A 19,986-nucleotide genomic window follows, 5' to 3' on the forward strand; every position below is an offset into this window, starting at 1 on the left:
GCGGCTCCCTACTTCACCGTCACGGGTGTGCCGTGACGCAGGGTGAGCAGGTTGGTTGTGATCACCCGATCGTTGAGATCCACGCCCTTGAGCACCGGATAGCGGTTGTTCTGCAGCTCACCGAGCTGCACCGGCACCTGCAAGGCGAAGCTGGTGCCCGGTGGCAACTTGCGCAGCGCCTCCAGGTCGGCCCTGCCGGGGTTGCGCTCCAGATCCTGCAGGGTTCCCACTGCGAACACAAAGCTCTGACCCGACGATTGGGTGACCGCCACGAACGGCACGGAGGGCACATCGCCGGCCGCCAGCTGCACGCGGGTGCGCAGCCGCAGACCGGTGCGCAAAGCGCCATTGGGATTGGGGAACTCCGCCTTCAGCAGCAACGCCTGGGTGCCGGGGGTGACGGCCGGGTCCACCGATCCCACCACGCCCCTGGCCAGCACCCGATCGCCCAGCGGCTCCTGGAGCACCACCGGCAGGCCGGGCCGCACCCGGTCGCTGAAGGCCCCCGGCACATCGATGCGGGCCATCAGCCGGTCGTTGCGCACCACCTTGGTGAAGGGCGCGCCGGCGGCGATCACATCGCCCTGCTTCACCTGCAGGTCACTGATCACCCCCCCGATCGGCGCGGTGAGGTTGTTGAAGGCAAGGTCGGCCTGTCGGGCCACCACCGCCTCGCGCGACTGGATGTATTCGGCGCGCAGCTGATCACGCTGCAGTGCGCTGGCGGCACCCTGGCGCACCAGGAACTCAAAGCGCTCGTAATTGAGCCGGTCCTTGTCGCGCTGCGCGATCAGGCTGGCCACATCGGCGCGCACCTGGGCCTGGTCGAGCACGAGCAGAAGCTGGCCCTGGCGCACCACATCGCCCTGACGCACGAACAGGCGCTCGATGCGGCCGGCGGTCTGGGCGGCCAGCTGCACCTCCTCAATCGCCTCCAGGGTGCTGATCGTGTCGACATCGTTGCTGAAGCGACCCAGCGCCACCGGCTGGGTGGACACCTGCACCTGGCGCTGCTGCGGCGCTGGCGGGCCGCTTCCACAACCCGAGAGTGCCAGCAGGGCGGCCGCCAGAGACACACCCGTTCCAACTGACATGGAGCGGAGAGGAAGAATCACGCAGCAGGCTCTGGTTGGGGGGATTCTGAAGGACCCACGCGTCAATGCACTGCGCCGGGGTGGGTCGCAGGATTGTCACCCACCGGGTCAGCATGCCGAGGATTGCGGCGAACCAGAAGGTTGTGACCGATCTGTTCGACTTCGAAGCTGCGCGCCAGCGCCAGCAGATCGCCCCGCTGGCCGACCGCATGCGGCCGCGCAGGCTTGATGACTTCGTCGGCCAGGAGGCGATCCTCGGCCCGGGGCGCCTGCTGCGCCGCGCCATCGCCGCCGACCGGGTGGGCAACCTGATCCTGCACGGGCCACCTGGTGTGGGGAAGACCACACTCGCCCGCATCATCGCCGGGACCACCCGCTCCCACTTCGCCAGCCTGAACGCGGTGCTGGCGGGGGTGAAGGAGCTGCGGGCCGAGGTGGAGGCCGCGCGTGAACGGCTGGGTCGGCACGGTCTGCGCAGCTTCCTGTTCATCGATGAGGTGCACCGCTTCAACGCTGCCCAGCAGGACGCCCTGTTGCCCTGGGTCGAGAACGGCACGATCACCCTGATCGGCGCCACCACGGAAAACCCGTTCTTCGAGGTGAACAAGGCGCTGGTGAGCCGCTCCCGCCTGTTCCGCCTGCAACCGCTCGAGCCTGGGGATCTGCGCCGCTTACTGGAGAGGGCGCTGGCGGATGTGGAGCATGGCTATGGCGGGCGGCCGATCCAGATCGAGGCCGACGCCAGCGCCCACCTGCTGGATGTGGCCGGCGGCGATGCCCGCAGCCTGCTCAATGCCCTGGAACTGGCGGTGGAAACCACAGACCCCGGCGCCGATGGGGTGATCCGCATCGATCTGGCGATCGCCGAAGAGTCGATTCAGCAGCGGGCCGTGCTCTACGACAAGCAGGGCGATGCCCACTTCGACACGATCAGTGCCTTCATCAAGTCACTGCGGGGCTCCGATCCCGATGCCGCCCTGTTCTGGCTGGCCCGCATGGTGGAGGCAGGCGAAAACCCCCGCTTCATCTTCCGCCGCATGCTGATCGCCGCCGGTGAGGACGTGGGGCTGGCGGACCCGCAGGCCGTTGTGGTGGTGGAGGCCTGCGCCGCCGCCTTCGAGCGGGTGGGCCTGCCCGAAGGGCTCTACCCCCTGGCCCAGGCGGCGCTCTACCTGGCCTCCACCGAAAAGAGCAACAGCGTGCTGGGGTTCTTCGATGCGCTCAAGAGCGTGCGTGCCACCAGCCGCCAGGAGGTGCCCTCCCACCTGCGGGATGCCAACCGCGATGGCAAGGCCTTCGGCGACGGGGTGGGCTACCGCTACCCCCACGCCTACGCGGAGCACTGGGTGGCCCAGCAATATCTGCCCGGTGCCCTGCAGGGGGAGGTGTTCTGGAAGCCGGGTGCCCTGGGCTGGGAGGGAGGGCTCGGAGCGGGCCTGCAGCGGCGTCGGGCTGCCCAGCTGGCGGCCGCGGCCGAAGCCGATCTCGAGCAGGGGATCCTGCTCACCACTGGCCCCGAGGATCCGGCTCTGCAACGTTGGCTACGGCGCCAGATCGGCAGTGAGGGCCAGCGGCTCGAGCGGCTGCGGCAGCGCTTCTGGCAGGGGGTGCGGTGGCAGCGGCAGAACCGCTGCCTGGTATTGAATGCGCGCTCGCTGCTGTGGAGCCTGGATCCGCTCGACGCCACGCCGGAAGGAGGCGTGGTGATCACGGTGGCGGCAGAGGCGGAACGGGGCCGGCTGGAGGCCCAGCTGCAGGTGCTGGATCAGCTGCGACGCCCGCGGCTGCTGTGCGTTCCCAGTGATCAGCCCGAGGCGCTGATCGCGACTCTGGAGCCGGGGGAGCGCTTCGAGTGGATCGTGGGCCGCTCTCCTTTTCAGGAGCTGGGGCCGTCAGGCCTGGCGGCCTGGCTGGATCGCATCGACGAGCTGGCGGCGCCCCAGGCCCAGATCCGGTTGCTGCAGAGCCTGCCGCTGATCGGTCCAGCAGGAGCCCTCACTGAGCTGGTGCGGCAACGGCAGCGATCCATGCCCCGGGAGCTGGCCACCCTCCTGCAGCAGGCGGCTGCCTGGGAGAGCGGCGAACTGGCCAACGGCCCCGGCGCGGACGCCCTGCAACAGGGCCTTGAGGCGCGGGGCTGGCGCGTGGCAGCGGAACAGTGGCGCGAACCGCTCAGCGTGACGCTCTCCGCCGGTTTGCGTCAGCGCTGGTTCGGCGAGGGGGCGAGCTATGGGCGCCAGCTGAGCGCCGCCCTCGGCGGCAGCTCCACCGGGCGGCTGGAGCAGCTCAGCGCCGATCTGGAAGGGGCAGAGCTGGCACAGGCCTTGCAGCACACCCTGCTGGTGGCCATGAAAAAAGCCCCGGGAATCCCGGGGCGGTAAGGCTGAACCGCGAGGGTTCACCAGAGGCCGCGGATGGGCATGGGGTCGGCGGCGGCAGGGGCAACCACAGGAGCCTGGAAGTTTTGAACCTTGGCCACGGGATCGCCCATCTGGTTGGCCTGGATGCAGGCCGGCAGGAAGACGTACCAGGACAGCAGGGAGGTGCACTGGGCGGAACCTTCCTTGCACTTGCCTTCGGCGCAGATGTTCTGCTTGCCGTCGTAGGTGCCGCAGGTATCAGCCAGGCGGTAATCCACCGGCAGCGCCGCCATGATTCCGGCCGAGGAAATCTGGCCGTCCTTGGCATCGGCGATGATCGCGCTGCGCAGACCCTGCACGGCGTAGGTGCTCATCGTCCAGTAAGGGAAATAGCTGCGGCTCTGATTCTTGAGGAACTTCACGCCCTCATCGGAATAGAGGAAACGGGTGACGCCGACCAGGTCGACGCTGTACGACTTGGAGAGACCGTCGCGCACTTCGGCGGCCGTCCAGCCGGAAAGATTGAGGCCACCAGCCAAGCCACGGTCGGTGATTTCGCCGGTTTCAAGGAAGGTGCCGAAAGCGCCCATGGGGGTGGACCAAACGGCACCGCCGGTGTTCCAGCGCACGGGGAGGTCGTTATCAACAGCGGCGGAGGCCGGCAGGGTGGAGGCCACGAGAGCCGACCCCATCAGGAGGCCAGCGGCAAGACGCTTCAGCACGGATCAGTTCTGGAACAACAATCCGAACCTAATCAGCCCGGTTGCATCTGCCAACAACTCGTCATCGGTCGAACATGAAGACCCAAGCGCGTCAGGTGCTAGGGATGCGGCGCCTCTGCAGCGGAACCTCATCAGCGTGGGGCATGACCGGCAGGCCGCTCACCAGGGGTTCAAGACCGCACCGCCCCTGCGGTGGCGGGGCGAACGGCCGGTAGGGCCACCCAGCCGGCGGGACACAGGAGCCGGTTGTCCTGGCTGGGGAAGGCCTCGGGATCAGGCGCCGGCCGGGATCCACGGCAGACGGCACCGCGGGGGGCATTCTCGACCGCCTCCACCCGGGCAAGGTAGATCTCATCGCCACCGGTCGGGGTGAGCACCAGCTGAACCCGGTCCTGGTTGAAGACCACATCGGCCGTCATGGTGGCGGGAATCTCGATGCCGAGCACATCGAGGTAAGGGGTGAAGCCGCCCCAGAAGTAGCGGGTGATCTCCGCGCCCACGAAACGGTTCAGCAAGAGCGACACCTGTTGGCGCTGCCCGAGCAGGGCTTCCTGGGTCTCCAGCCGCGCCAACAGCCCCGCCGTGTCCGCATCAGTACGGCTGGCCAGGGGGGGGTGCAGGCGCATCTGGGTGAGGCCGGCCAGGCCGAGCGCCACCAGGATTCCGATCAGACCAAGGCGCACGACGGGGGCCATGAGCGGCCAGGAAGTGGGCGGACCCTAGCCGCCCCTAGGCTCCAGCCAGCCCAGCTTTGGACAGCTTCATGACCCTTGAGATCGGTGATCCCGCGCCCGAGTTCACCCTGCCGGATCAGGAAGGCCATCCGGTGCAGCTCTCCGCCCTGAAGGGCCAGCGCGTGGTGATCTACTTCTATCCGAAGGATGACACCCCGGGCTGCACCAAGGAAGCCTGCGGCTTCCGCGATCTGTGGAGCCAGTTCGAAGCCCATGGCATCAAGGTGCTGGGCATCAGCAAGGACGGGGCCGCCAGCCACGGCAAGTTCATCAGCAAATACGAGCTCCCCTTCACCCTGCTCACGGATGCGGAACCCTGTCCGGTGGCCACCGCCTACGAGAGCTATGGACTGAAGAAGTTCATGGGCAAGGAATACATGGGGATGATGCGCCACAGCTTCGTGGTGGCCCCCGATGGCACCCTCGAGAAGATCTACCGCAAGGTGAAAGCCGAGGAAATGGCGGAGCAGGTGCTCATCGATCTGGGCCTGAGCGCCCCAGCCGCCTGAGCCGGGCAGCGCTCAGCGCGTCCAGTGCCTCCAGCGCCAGGTCGGGCACGAGGTCGAACGGCTGACCCAGCTCCTGCAGCAGCGGGGCCAGCCGGGGGCCATCGCCGCCGGTGAGCCACAGGCCCGCCGGCGGCTCCGGATCGTGTTGCCGGCAGGCCCCGGCGATCGCATGGGCCAACCCCCACAGGCAACCGCTGGCCATGGCAGCTCCAGTGACGCTGGGCCAGAGGTCGAGGGGCATGCCCGGATCCGGCAGTCGCTGTTGCGGCAGCAGGGCCGTGGCCCCGGCCAGCGCCGCCAGCTGCAGACCGGCGCCAGCCAGCAGCCTTCCGCCCGCGAAGGCGCCGCTTCCGGCCACCCGGGTGAGGCTCAGCGCCGTGCCGGCATCTGCTACCAGCACCGCGCCACTGGGGCCATCGCTTTGGCCACCACCCCCCAGGCGCCCTTGAGGCGCCAGACGCGCCTGCTGACGCTGCCAGGCTCCCCAGCCCGCCAGAGCCCGATCGATGCCAAGCCAGGCCGGCATGCCCAGCAGGGGCACGGCATCAAGCGTGCACCTGTGCCGCAGCGGCAAGGCCAGCTCCGGCGGCAAGGGGCCCACGGCGGCCCAGGCCACCAGCAGGTCGCGGTCTGCTGGCTCCAGGCGCTGGGGCGGCCGCGTGCTCCAGCAGCGGAGGCCTGCCAGTTCATCAGGCTCCGAGGCCGGTTCGCGCCGCCCCCAGTGCCAGTGAGTGTTGCCGATCAGCAGCACCAGGCTCGCAGCGCGGCCCGGAGTGCCGCCGGCGAGCCCCACCACCTAGATGCCCTCGCCCATCACACCGGAGAGATGGATGCCGCATTCCTGATGCAGGCCACCGAAGCGGGTGGCGCGGCCACTACCGTCGTCGGGGCCGCTGGAGTGCCAGTCGCCCACAGTGGAGTACCCCTGTTCGAAGAGTGGGTGCTGGGGGAGGCCGTTGTTCTGCAGGTAGTAGTAGACGTCCCGGTTGGTCCAGTTCAGCAGCGGTCGAAGCGACCAGCGGCCCCGCACCGGTTGGAGCGGCAGCATTGAGGCGCGGTGGTCAGTCTGTACGCCACGCACCCCGCTGGCCCAGCAGGCCACGCCGATCGTGTCGAACGCGCGATCGAGTGGTTCCACCTTGCGGAGGCGGTGGTACAGATCCAGATCATCGGCATCGCCTGTGGCCCACAGCCGGCCATGCAGCGCCTCCATACGGGCTGGGCTGAGCTCGGCTTGGGCCACGTGCAGATTGAGCGACAGCAGATCCGTGAGCTGCTCTGCATAGCGGTAGGTCTCGGGGGGGAGATAGCCCGTGTCGACCCAGATCACCGGCAGAGCGGGATCGTGGGCGGCGGCCATGTGCAACAGCACCGCAGACTGAATGCCAAAGCTGGTGATCACGGCGAAGCGATCCCCGAAGGTGTCCGTTCCCCAGCGCAGCTGATGCGGGGGAGTGAGGCTTTCCAGTACCGCCCCTGCGGCCTCGGCGTCGAGTGGCAGGCCCTGGCGGTCGGTGGGAAGGGTGGGGGAGATGGTGGCGGCCATGAACGCCATCATCTCCTGTGATGAAACGCTCTGGTTAGGGTTCGGGTAGCCAACGCCACAACCGAGACGCCGTACCCATGGCGGAGACCAGCGGGGACCGCACCCCCTTCCCCAATCCAGCCGAAGCCGGTGCGGGCACCACGTCCTCGTGGGAGCCCCCCCATCCGGTGGTGATCGTCGGGGGCGGCTTCGGTGGCCTCTACACGGCGCTGGCCCTGGCTGCCCGGCGTGACCCACCGCCTGTGGTGCTGGTGGAGCCGAACGAGCGGTTCGTTTTTCTGCCGCTCCTCTACGAGCTGCTCTCCGATGAGCTGCGTGCCTGGGAGGTGGCGCCGCCCTACGCCAGCCTGCTGGCCAGCCGCGGCATCGCCTGGCTGCGCGACCGGGTGGTGAGCATCGACGCCGCCAGCGGCACCGTCACCACCGCGCAGGGCCGCTGCCTTCCCTACTCCCGGCTGGTGGTGGCCACCGGTAGCCGCAGCAATGATTTCGGCATCCCCGGCGTGCACGACCACGCCCTGCAGTTCCGCTGCCTGGCGGATGTGGAGCGCCTTCAGGCGCTGGTACATCAACTCCAGGCGCAGCAGCGCCCCCTGCAGCGTCTGGCGATCGTTGGGGCCGGGGCCAGCGGAGTGGAGCTGGCCTGCAAGCTTGCCGACCTGCTGCAGGGCCACGCCGTGCTGGAACTGGTGGAGCAGGGCGCCGAGCTGTTGCCTGAGGCGCGAGCCTTCAACCGGGAGCAGGCCCGCGCCGCCCTGCTGCGCCGCGATGTGCGCCTGCGCACCCACACCCGGGTGGAAGCCGTGGAGGCGGGCGGGGTCACGCTGCGACACGAACCGGCGGGCGGGGGCGCCGCCAACACGGAGCATCTCAGCGTCGATGGCGTGGTCTGGACCGCCGGGGTGACAGCGGCGGCGCCGGCGATCACGCCCACCGCGGCCACCGACCGCCGCGGCCGTCTGCTTTGCCACCCCGATCTGTCGTTGGTGCACCATCCCCACCTGTTTGCCCTCGGCGATGTGGCCCATGCGGCCGATGCCGATGGTGAGCCCCTGGCCGGCACGGCCCAGGTGGCCTTCCAGCAGGCCGACGTGCTGGCCGACAACCTGATTCGCAGCCTGGCCGGCGAACCCACCAGCCCATTCCGTTGGAACGATCTCGGCGAGATGATCAGCCTTGGCATCGGCGAGGCCAGCCTCACCGGGCTGGGCCTCACCCTGGCCGGATCCGCCGCCTACCGCCTCCGCCAGCTCACCTACCTGGGCCGTCTGCCGGGGCTCCCCCACCAGCTGCGCGTGGCCGCCGGCTGGCTTTCCGACCTGGGCCGCCCCCTGTTCGGCGCCGGCGAACCCGCCCGCACGCCGCCCCCCCGACCCTGATCGCCGCCGCTGCCACGGACGCCTGGCCGGCCCCGAAGGGGCTGCTGCTCGATGCGATGGGCACCCTGATCGGCCTGCGGGAATCGGTGGGCACCACCTATGCCGCCGCCGCCGCCGGGCATGGAATCACGGTGAGCGCTGCCGCGATCGACCAGGCCTTTCCGGCCGTGCTGCGCCAGGCCCCGCCCCTGGCCTTTCCGGGTCTGCAACAGCAGGAACTGGAACGGGCCGAGCGGCAGTGGTGGGGCGCACGCATCGATGCTGCCCTGCAGGGCGCTGGCAGCAGCGCGCCCGCCCCCGGCGCCCTGCAGGAGGAGCTGTATCTCCGCTTTGCTGATCCTGCTTTGTGGCGGGTGCTCCCCGGGGTGGCTCCCGCGCTTGAACACTGGGCGGCCGTGGGCCTCCGGCTGGCGGTGGTGAGCAATTTCGACGGACGTCTGAACGGGCTGCTCAGCGGGCTGGGCCTGGCGGAACATCTTCAGGCGGTGATCGTGTCCAGCGCGGCCGGGGCCGCCAAACCCGATCCCCTGCCCTTCCGGCTGGCGCTGACGGCCCTCGGCCTTGAGGCCGCTGAGGTGTGGCATGTGGGGGACAGCCCCGAGGATGCTGAAGGGGCGGCTGCCACCGGTGTGCGTTGCCTGCGGATCCAACGCCCCTGACCCGATGCACCCGCGCCGTTGAAACAAGCTGTGCTGCTGGGGCGTGTCAGCGGTCTGCGCCCCGCCCAGAAACGCCGCCTGGAGCGGCTGTCTCACCGCCGGCACCCGGAAGGGGGAGGCGCGGAACTGCTCTGCCTGCAACGGCTGGCCGCCGAGGCCCGTGAGCTGGAGCTGCCGCTGAGCCTGGTGGTGGACGGCCGCGGCCTCACCCGCCTGCTGTGGGTGGGGCCACTGGAGCAATCGGGCCGGCTGATCGAGCGACTGCCCGGCAGCGAGCGGCGCCAGGGGAGCGACCTGCGCCTGATCACCTGCGTGGGCCGCAAGCCCGGCCTGGAGCCGCTGGCCAGCGAAGCGCTGGTGGGGCTCGATCTGGAGCCGCTGGTGTGGCTGCGCTACCCCGACAAGGCCGCCGCGGGGGGGCGCTGGGCGGCAGCGTCCTACACCATCAGCCAGGAGGAGGGGCGCCCCTGGGCCCTGTACCGAGAGGCCGACCTGGCCGAGCTCTGCGAGGCCGCTGACTCGCCGTTGCCCGCGGAGGCCGACAACGACGCCCCGGGGCCGGCGCCCCAGGCTGGGCCCGAACGGGTGCTGTTGCTGGCCCTGATCGGTGAGGACGGTGCCGCCAGCCAGCGCGACATCGCCGAGCTCGAAGGGCTGGTGCGCAGCGCCGGCGCGCTGCCGGTGGGCTTGATCCAGCAGAAGCGCCAGCAGGCGGCGCCCCAGACGCTCTGGGGGGAAGGGAAACTGCGCGAGGCGGCCCTGGAGGCCCGCCGACTGGGAGCCACCCTGGTGGTGACCGATCGGGACCTGACGCCGGTGCAGGCCCGCAACCTGGAGCGGCTGCTGGACCTGCCGATCAGCGACCGCACCGAACTGATTCTCGACATCTTTGCCCAGCGGGCCGCCAGCGGCGCCGGGCGTCTGCAGGTGGAACTGGCCCAGCTGCGCTACCGGCTGCCGCGGCTCAGCGGCCGCGGCCAGAGCCTCTCGCGTCAGGGGGGTGGCATCGGCACCCGGGGCCCGGGGGAAACCCAGCTGGAAAAAGACCGGCGGGCCATTGCCCGACGCCTCGACCGCCTGCAGCGGGAGGTGCAGCGGCTGGGGGAGCACCGGGCGCGCCTGCGCGAGGGACGCCAGGGCGTCAGGCGGCTGGCCCTGGTGGGCTACACCAATGCCGGCAAGAGCTCCCTGCTCAATGCCCTCACCCGCCCGGTGGCGGGGGAGGAGGTGCTGGCCGAGAACAAGCTGTTCGCCACCCTCGATCCCACCACGCGGCGGCTTGACCTGCCGGATGGGCAAGGGGGGCTGGTGCGGCTGTTGATCACTGACACGGTCGGCTTCATCCGCGCCCTCCCGCCGCCCCTGGTGGAGGCGTTCCGCTCGACGCTGGAGGAAACCCTCGACGCTGATCAGCTGCTGGTGGTGGTCGATCTTTCGGACCCGGCCTGGCCGCAGCAGCTCGAAGCGGTGAACGCCCTGCTCGACACCCTCGGCAGCACCGCGCCGCGTCAGATGGTGGGCAACCAGATCGACCGCTGCGACGCGCAGGCGCTGGAGCTGGCCCGCACCTTGCACCCCACCATGCTGTTTGTGTCAGCGACCGCAAACTTCGGCCTGGAGGGACTGCGTAACTGGATGATCACCCGGGTCAGCTGACCGCAGGGCTATGGCACGATCAACCATGTCTCATCCCCCCTGCCATGCCTCTTCAACTCGGTGACACCGTCCCCGATTTCACCCAGGATTCCCAGCTGGGTCCGATCAACCTCTACGACTTCGCCGGCGACAGCTGGGTCGTGCTGTTTTCCCACCCGGCTGACTACACCCCCGTGTGCACCACGGAGCTGGGTGAAGTGGCCCGCCTGCGCCCGGAGTGGGAGAAGCGCAATGTCAAGACGATTGCCCTGAGCGTTGATTCCGCCGAGAGCCACAAAGGCTGGATCGGCGACATCAATGAAACCCAGTGCACGATCGTTGATTATCCGATCCTGGCGGATGCGGACAAATCAGTGAGCGATCTGTACGGGATGATCCACCCGAAGGCGCTGAACAACCTCACCGTGCGTTCGGTGTTCATCATCGATCCCAGCAAGAAACTGCGTCTGCAGATCACCTATCCCGCCAGCACGGGCCGGAACTTCCATGAAATCCTCCGGGTGATCGATTCCCTGCAGCTCACCGATCACCACCAGGTGGCCACACCGGTGAACTGGCAGCAGGGCGACGACTGCGTCGTGGTTCCCTCGATCTCCACCGAAGACGCCCGGGCCAAGTTCCCCAAAGGCGTCACTGAGGTCAAGCCCTACCTGCGCATGACCCCCCAGCCCAACACGTGATCACACGATCGGGCTGGCAGCACGTCTCATCGTTCCGCAGTTCACCCTGGTGACAGGGATGCTGGTGATCGCACTGAGCACCGTGGTGATGGCCAGCCCGTTCTGCTCCAACGACGACGTGTGCTGGTGGGAAGGGTTGTTCACCGTCACCTCGGTGATCACGGTCATGCAGCTGTCGATCATCGGTGTCGGCACCACAACCACCACATTCGCCCTGCTTCGTGCTGTGCGTGGTGGCCAGGCCCCGGTGCTTGGCCTTCGACGCCGTGAGGCTCAATGTGGGCGTCACCGCCCAGTTCAACCGCTGGGGGCAGTTGGTGCTGATGGTGGGCATGCTTGTGGGCCGGGTGGGGATTCTGCTGCTGCTCTCCTCCCTCTACCCCAGCAGGACCCACAATCGTGAGGGCTATCCCCGCGAAGAGCTCCCCCTCTGATCGTCATGCGCCTTTCCCTGTGTCCCCTGCCATTGCACCGCTCATGACCCAGTGGTGGCAGTGGCAAGGTGGCAGCGACACGGTATCGAGAAGCTTCGCCGTGATCGGCGTGGGCCGCTTCGGCAGTGCCGTCTGCAAGGAGTTGCTCCGCTTCGATGCGGAGGTGCTGGCCATCGACAACTCCCAGCGGGCGATCGATGAAATGCGCCAGGTGGACCCGGCCATCGAGGCGCGGGTCGTGGACTGCACCGATGAGGAAGCGCTGCGCGCAGCTGGCGTCCTTGATGTGGGCACGGTGGTGGTGGCGATCAGTGAGCCGATCGAGGCGAGCATCACCGCCACCTTGATCGTCAAGGATGCTCCCGGCAGCCGCGTGCGCCAGGTGATCGCGCGGGCCACCAGCGATCTGCACGAAAAGATGCTCCGGCGGGTCGGCGCCGATCGGGTGGTGTTCCCCTCGAAGATGCAGGGCACCCGGCTCGGCATGGAGTTGGTGCGGCCCAACTTGCTGGAGCGGCTGCGTCTCGACGACCGCAACAGCATCGAGGAGATCAAGGTGCCGTCGGCGTTCGTGGGTCGCTCGTTGCGCGATCTGAACCTGCGCAAGAACCACGACGTCAGCGTGCTGGCGGCCGGTCCCCAGAACCACCTCACCGTGAACCCGCCGGCCTCCCACGTGCTCAACGAGGACGAACTGCTGGTGGTGATGGGCAGCAGCGAGGCGCTCGAGGCCCTCCCCTCCCATTGAGCCGATGAAGGTTCTGGGCCTGATGAGCGGCACAAGCGCCGATGGCATCGACGCCGTGCTGGCCAGCTTTGAAGGTCCTCGCGACCATCCCCGTTGGCGTGTCTTGCACAGCACCTCGACCCCCTACCCCGAGCAGCTGCGCTCCCAGTTGGTGGCGGTGGGTCAGGGGGAGCCACACACCGCCGCCGCGCTATTGGATCTGGCGGAGGCGGTCACCGTCGAACAGGCGCGCGCCGCCCGCAGCTGCGATCCTGCCGGCGAGGCGGAGCTGGTGGGCTGCCATGGCCAGACCCTCTGGCATCGCCCGCCCACACCCGAAGGTCGCGGTGCCAGCTGGCAACTCCTGCAGGGCCCCCTGCTGGCCCAGCTGTTGCACACGCCGGTGGTGTTTGATCTGCGCGCCCATGACCTGGCACTCGGCGGGCATGGCGCGCCACTGGTGCCAGCCGCCGATGCCGCGTTGCTGCCACGCATCGGCGGCTGGCGGGCGGTGCTCAACCTCGGTGGCATCGCCAATCTCACCTTGCTGCCGCCGGCCAGTGGCCCGGAGCGGCAGGCCCCGGTGACGGGCTGGGACTGCGGCCCGGCCAACACCCTGATCGACCTTGCGGTGGCGCAGTTCAGCGATGGCCGCCTCGGCTACGACCGCGATGGCGCCTGGGCTGCCCGCGGCAAGGTGCAGAACGCCTTGATCGCCCGTTGGCTGCAGGACGACTATTTCCACTTGCCACCGCCGAAGTCCACCGGCCGCGAACTGTTCGGCCAGGAGGATCTGCGCTGCCGCCTGCAGGAACTCGCCCTGGCAGCCGAACCCGGGAACTCAGGACTTGCCACCCAGCAGGCAGATGCACTTGCCACCCTCACCGCCTTCAGTGCGGCGGTTGTCGCTCAGGACCTGGAGCGGGGCACCCGGCCAGTGGAGCTGGTACTGGCCGGCGGCGGCGCCCACAACGGCACGCTGGTGCGTGAGCTCCGCCAGCGCTGCCGCGGCGTGATGGTGAGGCCCCTGTCGGAGCTGGGGGTGGAGCCGGCCCAGCGGGAAGCGCTGGGTTTCGCGCTGCTGGCCTGGTGGCACCACCACCGCCATCCCGGTTCCCTGCCTTCCGTCACCGGGGCCTCCCGCAGCGCAGTGCTGGGCGTGCGCGCAACTCCCACCACCTGAGCGCCCGCGACTGCCGCCGCCGCAGGAACCGGCCAGCCCAAGCCGCGGTCAACCGGCGGACCAGAAAGCCGTTCAGCTCGCTGGCCGGTAGAGCCGTAGGCGCCGCGGCGCCCCCCGCAGACGACCTGGTCCATTGCGTTGCTGCCGCTCCAGGGCTTGGCGGAACTGATCGGTGCGCAACTGGCGCTGACTGCGGGCATCGCGCGGCCGTTCCGGCGGCAGCTCGGGCGGCGGCTGATCGAGACGATCCAGGCCCTGCTGGATGAGCACCTTGGCCATGTTGCTGACCGTGCGCGACTCCGCCTCCGCCACCGCGGCGAGCCGTTCACAGAGTTCTTCAGGCAGCACCACCTGAATGCGAGGTGACTTGGGGCGGCCGCTGGCGGAGGTCTGACGGGTGGCCACGGCCCCAGGGTGCGCTTGCTCTACACACGAGTGTACAGAGGTGCACAGGGATAGTATCCAGCCGTATGCTTGTGGAGCTCTGCGCATGCGCCGCCCCCAAGCCATGACCAAAGCCATGACGAAAGCTGTGACCCGGGCCACGGACGGACCCACCACCCCCGGCGACACCAAGGCAAGCCAGGTGGCAGCCTCGAAACCCGCCAGGCGCGCCGCCAGCAAACTGCCAGCCCAGGCTGCCGCCAGCACTGCAGCCCGCGCCGCCGGCCGCAGCGATCGATCGGGCCGTGGCGCCGAGAAAAGTGACGTGCTCGTGTCCGCCGTGATCAGCACGTATCTGCTCACCCATCTGCACCACGTTCTTCAGCGCGCGGAGTTCGCCGCAGCCCAGGAGGGCCACAAATCCCAGGCCTCCAACTACGCCCAACTGCGCAAGGTGCTCTGCCTCGACGCCCGCACCATGGAAGATGCCTCAGCGTCCGAACAGGAGGAGCTCGACTCGCCCTGCGCGGCCTGAAGCGAGCGCCCCGTTCCCGCTGGCCAAGCAACGCTCAGACGCACCCTGTCACAGGCCCGGCCGGCGATTTCCACGGCGCAGGAATGCATCCGGCAAGGTGTTGGGACGGTATTCAGGGAACGCCGACCCCACCTTGGACGCCTTCCCTCTGATTCCTTCGGCCTCGCTGGCCCCCGCCCTGCTGCCGGTGCTGTTGGTGCTGGCGGCGGCCCGCTGGCTCACCCACCGGCCTGAAGCCCTGCGTCCGCTGGCGGCGCGCCGATTGGCGGTGGCGCTGCTGCTGTTTCTGGTGCTGCGTTACCTGGTGTGGCGGGTGGGCTTCAGCCTCAACACCTCATCAGCGCTGGCGCTCACCCTCTCCCTGGTGCTGCTGGGCTGCGAAGCCTTCCTGCTGGGCACCGGCATGATGCAGATCCTGCTCAGCTGGCGCGCGATTCCGCCACGGGAGCGGCAGGCCGATCGACTCGAAGCCTGTTTCCGCATCGGAACCTGGCAGCCGCCGGTGGATGTGCTGATTCCCACCTGCGGCGAGCCGCTGGCGGTGTTGCGGCGCTGTCTGGTGGGCGTGACGGCGATGCGTTATCCCCACAAGCGCGTGTTCGTGCTCGACGACAGCGGCCGCGCTGAGGTGGAAGAGCTCGCCAACCGCCTCGGTTGCACTTACCTCAGCCGCCTCGATCGCCGCGGCGCCAAGGCGGGCAATCTGAATTTCGGTCTCAGCCACAGCCATGCGGAACTGGTGGCGGTGTTCGATGCCGACTTCATCCCGCAGACCCACTTTCTCGAGCGCACGCTCGGCTTCTTTCTGGAGGCGGATGTGGCGCTGGTGCAAACCCCCCAGACCTTCATCAACGCCGATCCGTTGATGCGCAACCTGGCGATGGAGCGCTGGCTGCTGCCCGATGAGGAGAGCTTCTACCGCTGGATCCAGCCGGTGCGGGATGGCAATGCCGCCGTCGTCTGTGCCGGCACCTCCTTCGTGGTGCGGCGTTCAGCGCTGGCGGCCATCGGTGGGTTCAACCCGGGGGCGCTCTCCGAGGATTTCGTGGCCGGCCTGGAGCTCACCGCCCGCGGCCATCGCCTCGTGTACCTGCCGGAGAAGCTCAGCGCCGGTCTGGCGGCGGAAACGATGGCCGATTTCGTCCAGCAGCGCTTGCGCTGGTGCACCGGCACCCTGCAGACCCTGCGCCTGAACGCCAATCCGCTGCGGCTGCGGGGGCTCTCGGCCCAGCAGCGCTTCTCCTACAGCGAGGGGCTGCTGCACTGGTTCAACAACCTGCCCCGGCTGATCCTGCTGCTGATGCCGTTGTCTGTGGGGCTGCTCGGCATCCTGCCGATCCGCATGACGCTCGAGCAGTTTCTCGTTTACGCCCTGCCCGTGCTCTGCAGCCAACTGGCCCTGGTGGGCTGGCTCACCCGCGGCTCCCGCCATGCCCTGCTGCCGGAGCTGATGAGCTGGCTGTTGGCGGTGCCACTGGCGATCACCGTGCTGCGCAGCCTGGTGATGCCGGGCGGAGGCTTCACGATCACGCCCAAGCACCGCCTGCGCCAGCACGGCGGAGGCGCCTGGTCGTTGATGTTGCCGCTGCTCGTGCTGCTGGTGGTCAACCTCGCCAACCTCGGCGCCGTGCTGCTGCAGCTGCAGGCGGGCCCGCTGGCTCCCACCACCCACTGGGTGGGGCTGTTCTGGGGCGGCCTCAACACCTTTGCCCTGCTGGTGGCGTTGCGCTGCTGCATCGATCCCCCCTGTCTCGATCCCACCCCCTGGCTGGCGCTCCACCTGCCGGTCCAGCTGCGGGCGGAGGGGATCACCTGCACGCTCCAGCTCGAAGCCATCAGCGAGCGGGGGTTGGAAGGCCGCCTCACCGCCGACCTGCCGCCGTTCAGCGAGGCCACCCTGCAGCTGCCTGGCCTGCCGGCGCCCCTGCCGGCCAGCTGCCTGGCCAAGCGCGAACGGAACGTGGCACTGGCCTGGGAGGCGCTCAGCTGGGACAGCCACAACGCGCTCATTCAGTTTCTGTACTGCACCCCGGGCAGCTGGCCACAGCGTCAGGCTCCGCCGGAGTGGAAGGCGCTGGCGGTGCTGTTCTCCCAGCTGCTGCGGGCCCCGCGGGAGGCACGCCCCTTCCGCCGCAGCCTGGTGCCGAAGTCCATCAACACCACACAATCTCTCGCCCCACTCACCAGCCACCCATAACGTCGAACCAGATCAACGGCTCCCATCCGTTTCCATGACAGATTCCAGCGCTGCTCCAACCCCCGTTGCCGAGCTGTACGCCCGCATCCAGCAAGACCACGAGCTCACCCAGTTGCTGTTCCGCCAGGCGCTGCAAGACCCGAAGGGCACCTTGCAGCGGATCGTGGAACTGGGCGCGCAATGGAATCTGCCCGTCACCGCTGAGCAGGTGAAGGAGCATCTGGCCAGCCACGATGAAGGCACGCGGCAGTGGCTGGTCAAGGCGCGCGGCGGGCTCTGATCGAGGTGCGCAGCTACCTGCTCAGGCCAGGCCTGCGAGCTCTACGTAACCCGGCCGGCGTGGCTCTGCGCAAGCCCCTTGGCGCACGTCTGATGAAGAGGGAGGTGCGCCAGCTCAGGGGTGTGTGCGGTCCGCTGGCAGCGGCAGGTTGCCCCCTGCTAACGGCGCGGCTGTTCCTTGGGGGCGCGCCAGCTCGGTTCCCGTTCCTTCCGGCATGGGCGTCAGGCTGCGCGGAGCCAAGCGATCGGAGCGGCCACCCTGCGACCAGCTGAAGAACAGCCAGTAGCTCACCAGTGCCAGACCGGCGGCCACCACCAGCGCCGCCACTTGCTCCAGTCGTTTCACCATGGCTCCAGCCGGTGGGTCATCATCGCGGCGCCTTTCTCCTCCCTCCAGTGTGCCGATACGGTTCCAGGCGGGCACAGGCGTGATGATGGGACACAACTCCCAATAACCTCCACGCTGTGCTTCGTCTGGAACGCGTCTCAAAGCTTTACCCCACCGGCGAAGTGCTGCGCGACGTCACCTGGGAAGTGAAGCCAGGCGACCGTATCGGTCTGGTGGGGGTGAACGGTGCCGGCAAATCCACCCAGCTGCGGCTGATCGCCGGGCTTGAGGAACCCAGCAGCGGCCAGGTGGTGCGCCAGGGGAATCCCCGCATCGTGTACCTCAAGCAGGAATTCGATGTGGATCCCAGCCGTACCGTGCGGGAGGAGCTCTTCCAGGCGTTCGGGGAGGCCGCCGAGGTGCTGATCCGGCAGCACCGGGTGGAGCATGAAATGGCGAGCGAGCAGGCCAGCACCGACCCCGATCACCTCGACGATCTGATCCACGAACTGGGGCGGCTGCACAGCCGCTTCGAAGCCCTGCACGGCTACGAACTCGACGCCCGCATCGACAAGCTCCTGCCCACGATCGGCTTCACCCCCGAATCCGCCGACCTGCCGGTGGGCGACTACTCCGGCGGCTGGCAGATGCGGATCGCGCTCGGCAAGGTCCTGCTGCAGGATCCCGATCTGCTGCTGCTCGACGAACCCACCAACCACCTGGATGTGGAAACGATCCAGTGGCTGGAGGGTTACCTGGTGGCCCAGCCCGTGCCGATCGTTGTGGTCAGTCACGACCGCACCTTCCTCGACAGGATCTGCAACCAGATCGTGGAAACCGAGCGCGGCATCTCCCGCACCTACCTGGGCAACTACAGCCAGCACCTTGAGCAGAAGGCACTGGAGAGGGAAGCCACCCAGGCCGCCTTCGAACGGCAGCAGAAGGAACTGGCGGGCCAGCAGGCCTACATCGACCGCTTCCGCGCCAGCGCCACCCGCAGCACCCAGGCCAAGAGCCGCGAAAAGCTGCTGGAGAAGGTGGAGCGGATCGAAGCTCCGCTGGAAGGGGTGTCCGGCCCCAGCTTCCAGTTCCCGCCGGCGCCCCGCTCCGGCCGGCAGGTGGCGCTGATCGAAGACATGAGCCACAGCTACGGCGACCGGATCCTGTTTCTCGGCGCAGGGCTCGAAGTGGAGCGGGGCGATCGGATCGCCTTTGTCGGCCCCAACGGCGCCGGAAAATCGACGCTGCTGCGCCTGGTGATGGGTCTGGAGCCGGTCGACGAGGGCATCGCCCGCCTTGGCGATCACAACGTGGTGCCGGGTTACTTCGAGCAGAACCAGGCCGAGGCACTCGATCTGGAGAAAACCGTGATCGACACCCTGTTCGAGGCGGTGCCCGACTGGACCCAGACCCAGGTGCGCTCCCTGCTGGGCAGCTTCTGCTTCAGCAACGATGCGGTGTTCAAACAGGTGGGGCAGCTCAGCGGCGGCGAAAAGGCGCGGCTGGCTCTGGCGTTGATGCTGCTCACTCCCTGCAACCTGCTGATCCTTGACGAGCCCACCAACCACCTCGACATCCCCGCCAAGCAGATGCTCGAGCAGGCACTGCAGGAGTACGACGGGGCGGCGCTGATCGTCTCCCACGACCGCTATTTCATCGCCCAGGTGGCCAACCGCATCGTGGAGCTGCGCGATGGCGAGCTGGTGCTCTACCGGGGGGATTACGCCTACTACCTGGAGAAAAAGCGCGAAGAGGCCGAAGCCGAGCGGCTGGAGCAGGAGGTCCAGGCCCGTCGCGCCAGAACGGCCGCCAACAAGGAAAAGCAGCAGGCCAAAGCGGCCTCGCGCAAGACCCGCCAGGACTGAGCGCGGCCGCCCGCAGCCAAGGCAAGCCACAGCGCCAACCCCAGACGGTTGGCCACCAGGAAGCAGGGGTACCAACCGAAAGCAACCGGACCAATCGGTGCATCCCACCGGCCCCCAACGCCTGATCACCCGCTGTCGGAGCAGGGCTTCAGCTGTGCCGGGACAGTTGTGCCCAGGCTTCTTGAGCGGGGCTCCAACCATGGCCAGGCCCGCGTCCCGCCACTCCACACCCGCTTACGTCCGGATGCATCACCTGGACCTGAGGCAGGAGAAGCGCCTGAGAGCCCGCTCTAAGCAGCAAATACCACAGAAAACTTCATGAAGGCTTAGGCAGGAAAACTCATTTTCCTGGACCCCTCCTATTGATCTGCATATCCTGACCGTATCCCACGCCGCAGGACCAATGAGCGATCCCCGTCTGACCTCCTCCTCCTCCTTTGGCGCCGACGCCCTTGACGGCGGCATGATCGCCATGGATGCTGCCCTCGGGCGAGATGCCGCAGGAGACTCTGTCGAGTCTTACTTCGAATGCATCACCACTTGCTCACTGGATGATGGTGCCTGCATCACCGAGTGTGTAGAGCAGCTGCGGATGCACCACTGATCCCTGGGCGCGAGACCCGCCATGGTGGGACCCTGACACGATCCCCCTAACTCTGTGGCGATCGATACGAGCGACCTCGAAACACTTCGTAGCATTGGGGCGGCTCATTGA

22 protein-coding genes are annotated in these 19,986 nt (G+C 68.3%); 14 read left to right on the plus strand and 8 right to left on the minus strand.

Annotated elements, in window-relative coordinates:
* Positions 1-8: 8 nt before the first annotated feature.
* Positions 9-1,094 (minus strand): efflux RND transporter periplasmic adaptor subunit, encoded by a 1,086-nt coding sequence (locus tag ACWJI3_RS14740; protein ID WP_094512488.1) that lies wholly within the window; start codon positions 1,092-1,094, stop codon positions 9-11.
* A 113-nt stretch (positions 1,095-1,207) separates the two neighbouring features.
* Here ACWJI3_RS14740 and ACWJI3_RS14745 point away from each other — a divergent pair, with 113 nt between their 5' ends.
* A complete protein-coding gene (locus ACWJI3_RS14745) occupies positions 1,208-3,475 on the plus strand; it encodes an AAA family ATPase (RefSeq protein ID WP_480204047.1) in 2,268 nt (755 codons plus the stop codon).
* A 17-nt stretch (positions 3,476-3,492) separates the two neighbouring features.
* Here the strand turns inward: ACWJI3_RS14745 and ACWJI3_RS14750 are convergent, their stop codons facing one another.
* A complete protein-coding gene (locus ACWJI3_RS14750) occupies positions 3,493-4,176 on the minus strand; it encodes an alpha/beta hydrolase (RefSeq protein ID WP_233132928.1) in 684 nt (227 codons plus the stop codon).
* A 170-nt stretch (positions 4,177-4,346) separates the two neighbouring features.
* On the minus strand, positions 4,347-4,871 hold the full coding sequence (locus ACWJI3_RS14755; protein WP_255140703.1) for a hypothetical protein: 525 nt from the start codon (positions 4,869-4,871) through the stop codon (positions 4,347-4,349).
* A gap of 68 nt (positions 4,872-4,939) precedes the next feature.
* Here ACWJI3_RS14755 and bcp point away from each other — a divergent pair, with 68 nt between their 5' ends.
* Positions 4,940-5,419, plus strand: coding sequence for a thioredoxin-dependent thiol peroxidase (bcp, locus tag ACWJI3_RS14760; RefSeq protein ID WP_094512786.1), 480 nt, complete (start codon positions 4,940-4,942; stop codon positions 5,417-5,419).
* Here the strand turns inward: bcp and ACWJI3_RS14765 are convergent.
* On the minus strand, positions 5,385-6,215 hold the full coding sequence (locus tag ACWJI3_RS14765) for a type III pantothenate kinase (RefSeq protein ID WP_480204048.1): 831 nt from the start codon (positions 6,213-6,215) through the stop codon (positions 5,385-5,387). The two genes, bcp and ACWJI3_RS14765, sit on opposite strands and share 35 nt — an antisense overlap.
* Positions 6,216-6,965: a phosphoadenylyl-sulfate reductase gene (locus ACWJI3_RS14770; RefSeq protein ID WP_233132926.1), complete on the minus strand. Its 750-nt coding sequence runs from the start codon at positions 6,963-6,965 to the stop codon at positions 6,216-6,218.
* Between the two features lie 77 nt (positions 6,966-7,042).
* Here ACWJI3_RS14770 and ACWJI3_RS14775 point away from each other — a divergent pair, with 77 nt between their 5' ends.
* From ACWJI3_RS14775 to ACWJI3_RS14790, 4 genes are read left to right on the plus strand one after another with little or no spacing between them, the layout of a single operon-like run.
* A complete protein-coding gene (locus ACWJI3_RS14775) occupies positions 7,043-8,344 on the plus strand; it encodes an NAD(P)/FAD-dependent oxidoreductase (protein WP_480204049.1) in 1,302 nt (433 codons plus the stop codon).
* 44 nt (positions 8,345-8,388) lie between these two features.
* Positions 8,389-9,003, plus strand: a complete 615-nt coding sequence (locus tag ACWJI3_RS14780) for an HAD-IA family hydrolase (RefSeq protein WP_480204073.1) — start codon at positions 8,389-8,391, stop codon at positions 9,001-9,003.
* An 18-nt stretch (positions 9,004-9,021) separates the two neighbouring features.
* Positions 9,022-10,659, plus strand: a complete 1,638-nt coding sequence (gene hflX, locus ACWJI3_RS14785) for a GTPase HflX (protein ID WP_480204050.1) — start codon at positions 9,022-9,024, stop codon at positions 10,657-10,659.
* Between the two features lie 44 nt (positions 10,660-10,703).
* Positions 10,704-11,339 (plus strand): peroxiredoxin, encoded by a 636-nt coding sequence (locus ACWJI3_RS14790; RefSeq protein ID WP_094512461.1) that lies wholly within the window; start codon positions 10,704-10,706, stop codon positions 11,337-11,339.
* On the opposite strand, the gene ACWJI3_RS14795 is transcribed toward ACWJI3_RS14790, so the two are convergent.
* Positions 11,340-11,507: a hypothetical protein gene (locus tag ACWJI3_RS14795; RefSeq protein ID WP_480204051.1), complete on the minus strand. Its 168-nt coding sequence runs from the start codon at positions 11,505-11,507 to the stop codon at positions 11,340-11,342.
* 83 nt (positions 11,508-11,590) lie between these two features.
* Here ACWJI3_RS14795 and ACWJI3_RS14800 point away from each other — a divergent pair, with 83 nt between their 5' ends.
* From ACWJI3_RS14800 to ACWJI3_RS14810, 3 genes are read left to right on the plus strand one after another with little or no spacing between them, the layout of a single operon-like run.
* Positions 11,591-11,773, plus strand: a complete 183-nt coding sequence (locus tag ACWJI3_RS14800) for a hypothetical protein (protein ID WP_480204052.1) — start codon at positions 11,591-11,593, stop codon at positions 11,771-11,773.
* Between the two features lie 43 nt (positions 11,774-11,816).
* Positions 11,817-12,521, plus strand: a complete 705-nt coding sequence (locus ACWJI3_RS14805) for a potassium channel family protein (RefSeq protein WP_480204074.1) — start codon at positions 11,817-11,819, stop codon at positions 12,519-12,521.
* A 4-nt stretch (positions 12,522-12,525) separates the two neighbouring features.
* A complete protein-coding gene (locus ACWJI3_RS14810) occupies positions 12,526-13,683 on the plus strand; it encodes an anhydro-N-acetylmuramic acid kinase (RefSeq protein WP_480204053.1) in 1,158 nt (385 codons plus the stop codon).
* A gap of 72 nt (positions 13,684-13,755) precedes the next feature.
* Here ACWJI3_RS14810 and ACWJI3_RS14815 read toward each other — a convergent pair whose 3' ends face one another.
* Complete coding sequence (locus ACWJI3_RS14815) at positions 13,756-14,088, minus strand: ribbon-helix-helix domain-containing protein (protein WP_094512444.1); 333 nt, start codon at positions 14,086-14,088, stop codon at positions 13,756-13,758.
* A 220-nt stretch (positions 14,089-14,308) separates the two neighbouring features.
* Between ACWJI3_RS14815 and ACWJI3_RS14820 the strand changes: the two genes are divergently transcribed.
* From ACWJI3_RS14820 to ACWJI3_RS14830, 3 genes are all read left to right on the plus strand, one after another.
* On the plus strand, positions 14,309-14,602 hold the full coding sequence (locus ACWJI3_RS14820) for a hypothetical protein (RefSeq protein ID WP_261346545.1): 294 nt from the start codon (positions 14,309-14,311) through the stop codon (positions 14,600-14,602).
* Between the two features lie 133 nt (positions 14,603-14,735).
* The gene (locus ACWJI3_RS14825; RefSeq protein ID WP_480204054.1) at positions 14,736-16,799 is read left to right on the plus strand and encodes a glycosyltransferase family 2 protein; all 2,064 of its coding nucleotides are present in this window, start codon (positions 14,736-14,738) and stop codon (positions 16,797-16,799) included.
* 34 nt (positions 16,800-16,833) lie between these two features.
* Positions 16,834-17,079, plus strand: a complete 246-nt coding sequence (locus ACWJI3_RS14830; RefSeq protein ID WP_094512441.1) for a hypothetical protein — start codon at positions 16,834-16,836, stop codon at positions 17,077-17,079.
* 114 nt (positions 17,080-17,193) lie between these two features.
* On the opposite strand, the gene ACWJI3_RS14835 is transcribed toward ACWJI3_RS14830, so the two are convergent.
* Positions 17,194-17,427, minus strand: a complete 234-nt coding sequence (locus ACWJI3_RS14835; RefSeq protein WP_094512438.1) for a hypothetical protein — start codon at positions 17,425-17,427, stop codon at positions 17,194-17,196.
* Positions 17,428-17,543: 116 nt separating this feature from the next.
* Here ACWJI3_RS14835 and ACWJI3_RS14840 point away from each other — a divergent pair, with 116 nt between their 5' ends.
* Together ACWJI3_RS14840 and ACWJI3_RS14845 are read left to right on the plus strand one after the other, a co-directional pair.
* A complete protein-coding gene (locus ACWJI3_RS14840) occupies positions 17,544-19,271 on the plus strand; it encodes an ABC-F family ATP-binding cassette domain-containing protein (RefSeq protein WP_480204055.1) in 1,728 nt (575 codons plus the stop codon).
* Positions 19,272-19,674: 403 nt separating this feature from the next.
* Positions 19,675-19,875: a hypothetical protein gene (locus ACWJI3_RS14845; RefSeq protein ID WP_094512430.1), complete on the plus strand. Its 201-nt coding sequence runs from the start codon at positions 19,675-19,677 to the stop codon at positions 19,873-19,875.
* Positions 19,876-19,986 lie beyond the last annotated feature (111 nt).

It is taken from the genome of Marcopretia estuarina LEGE 06307 (assembly GCF_056633115.1).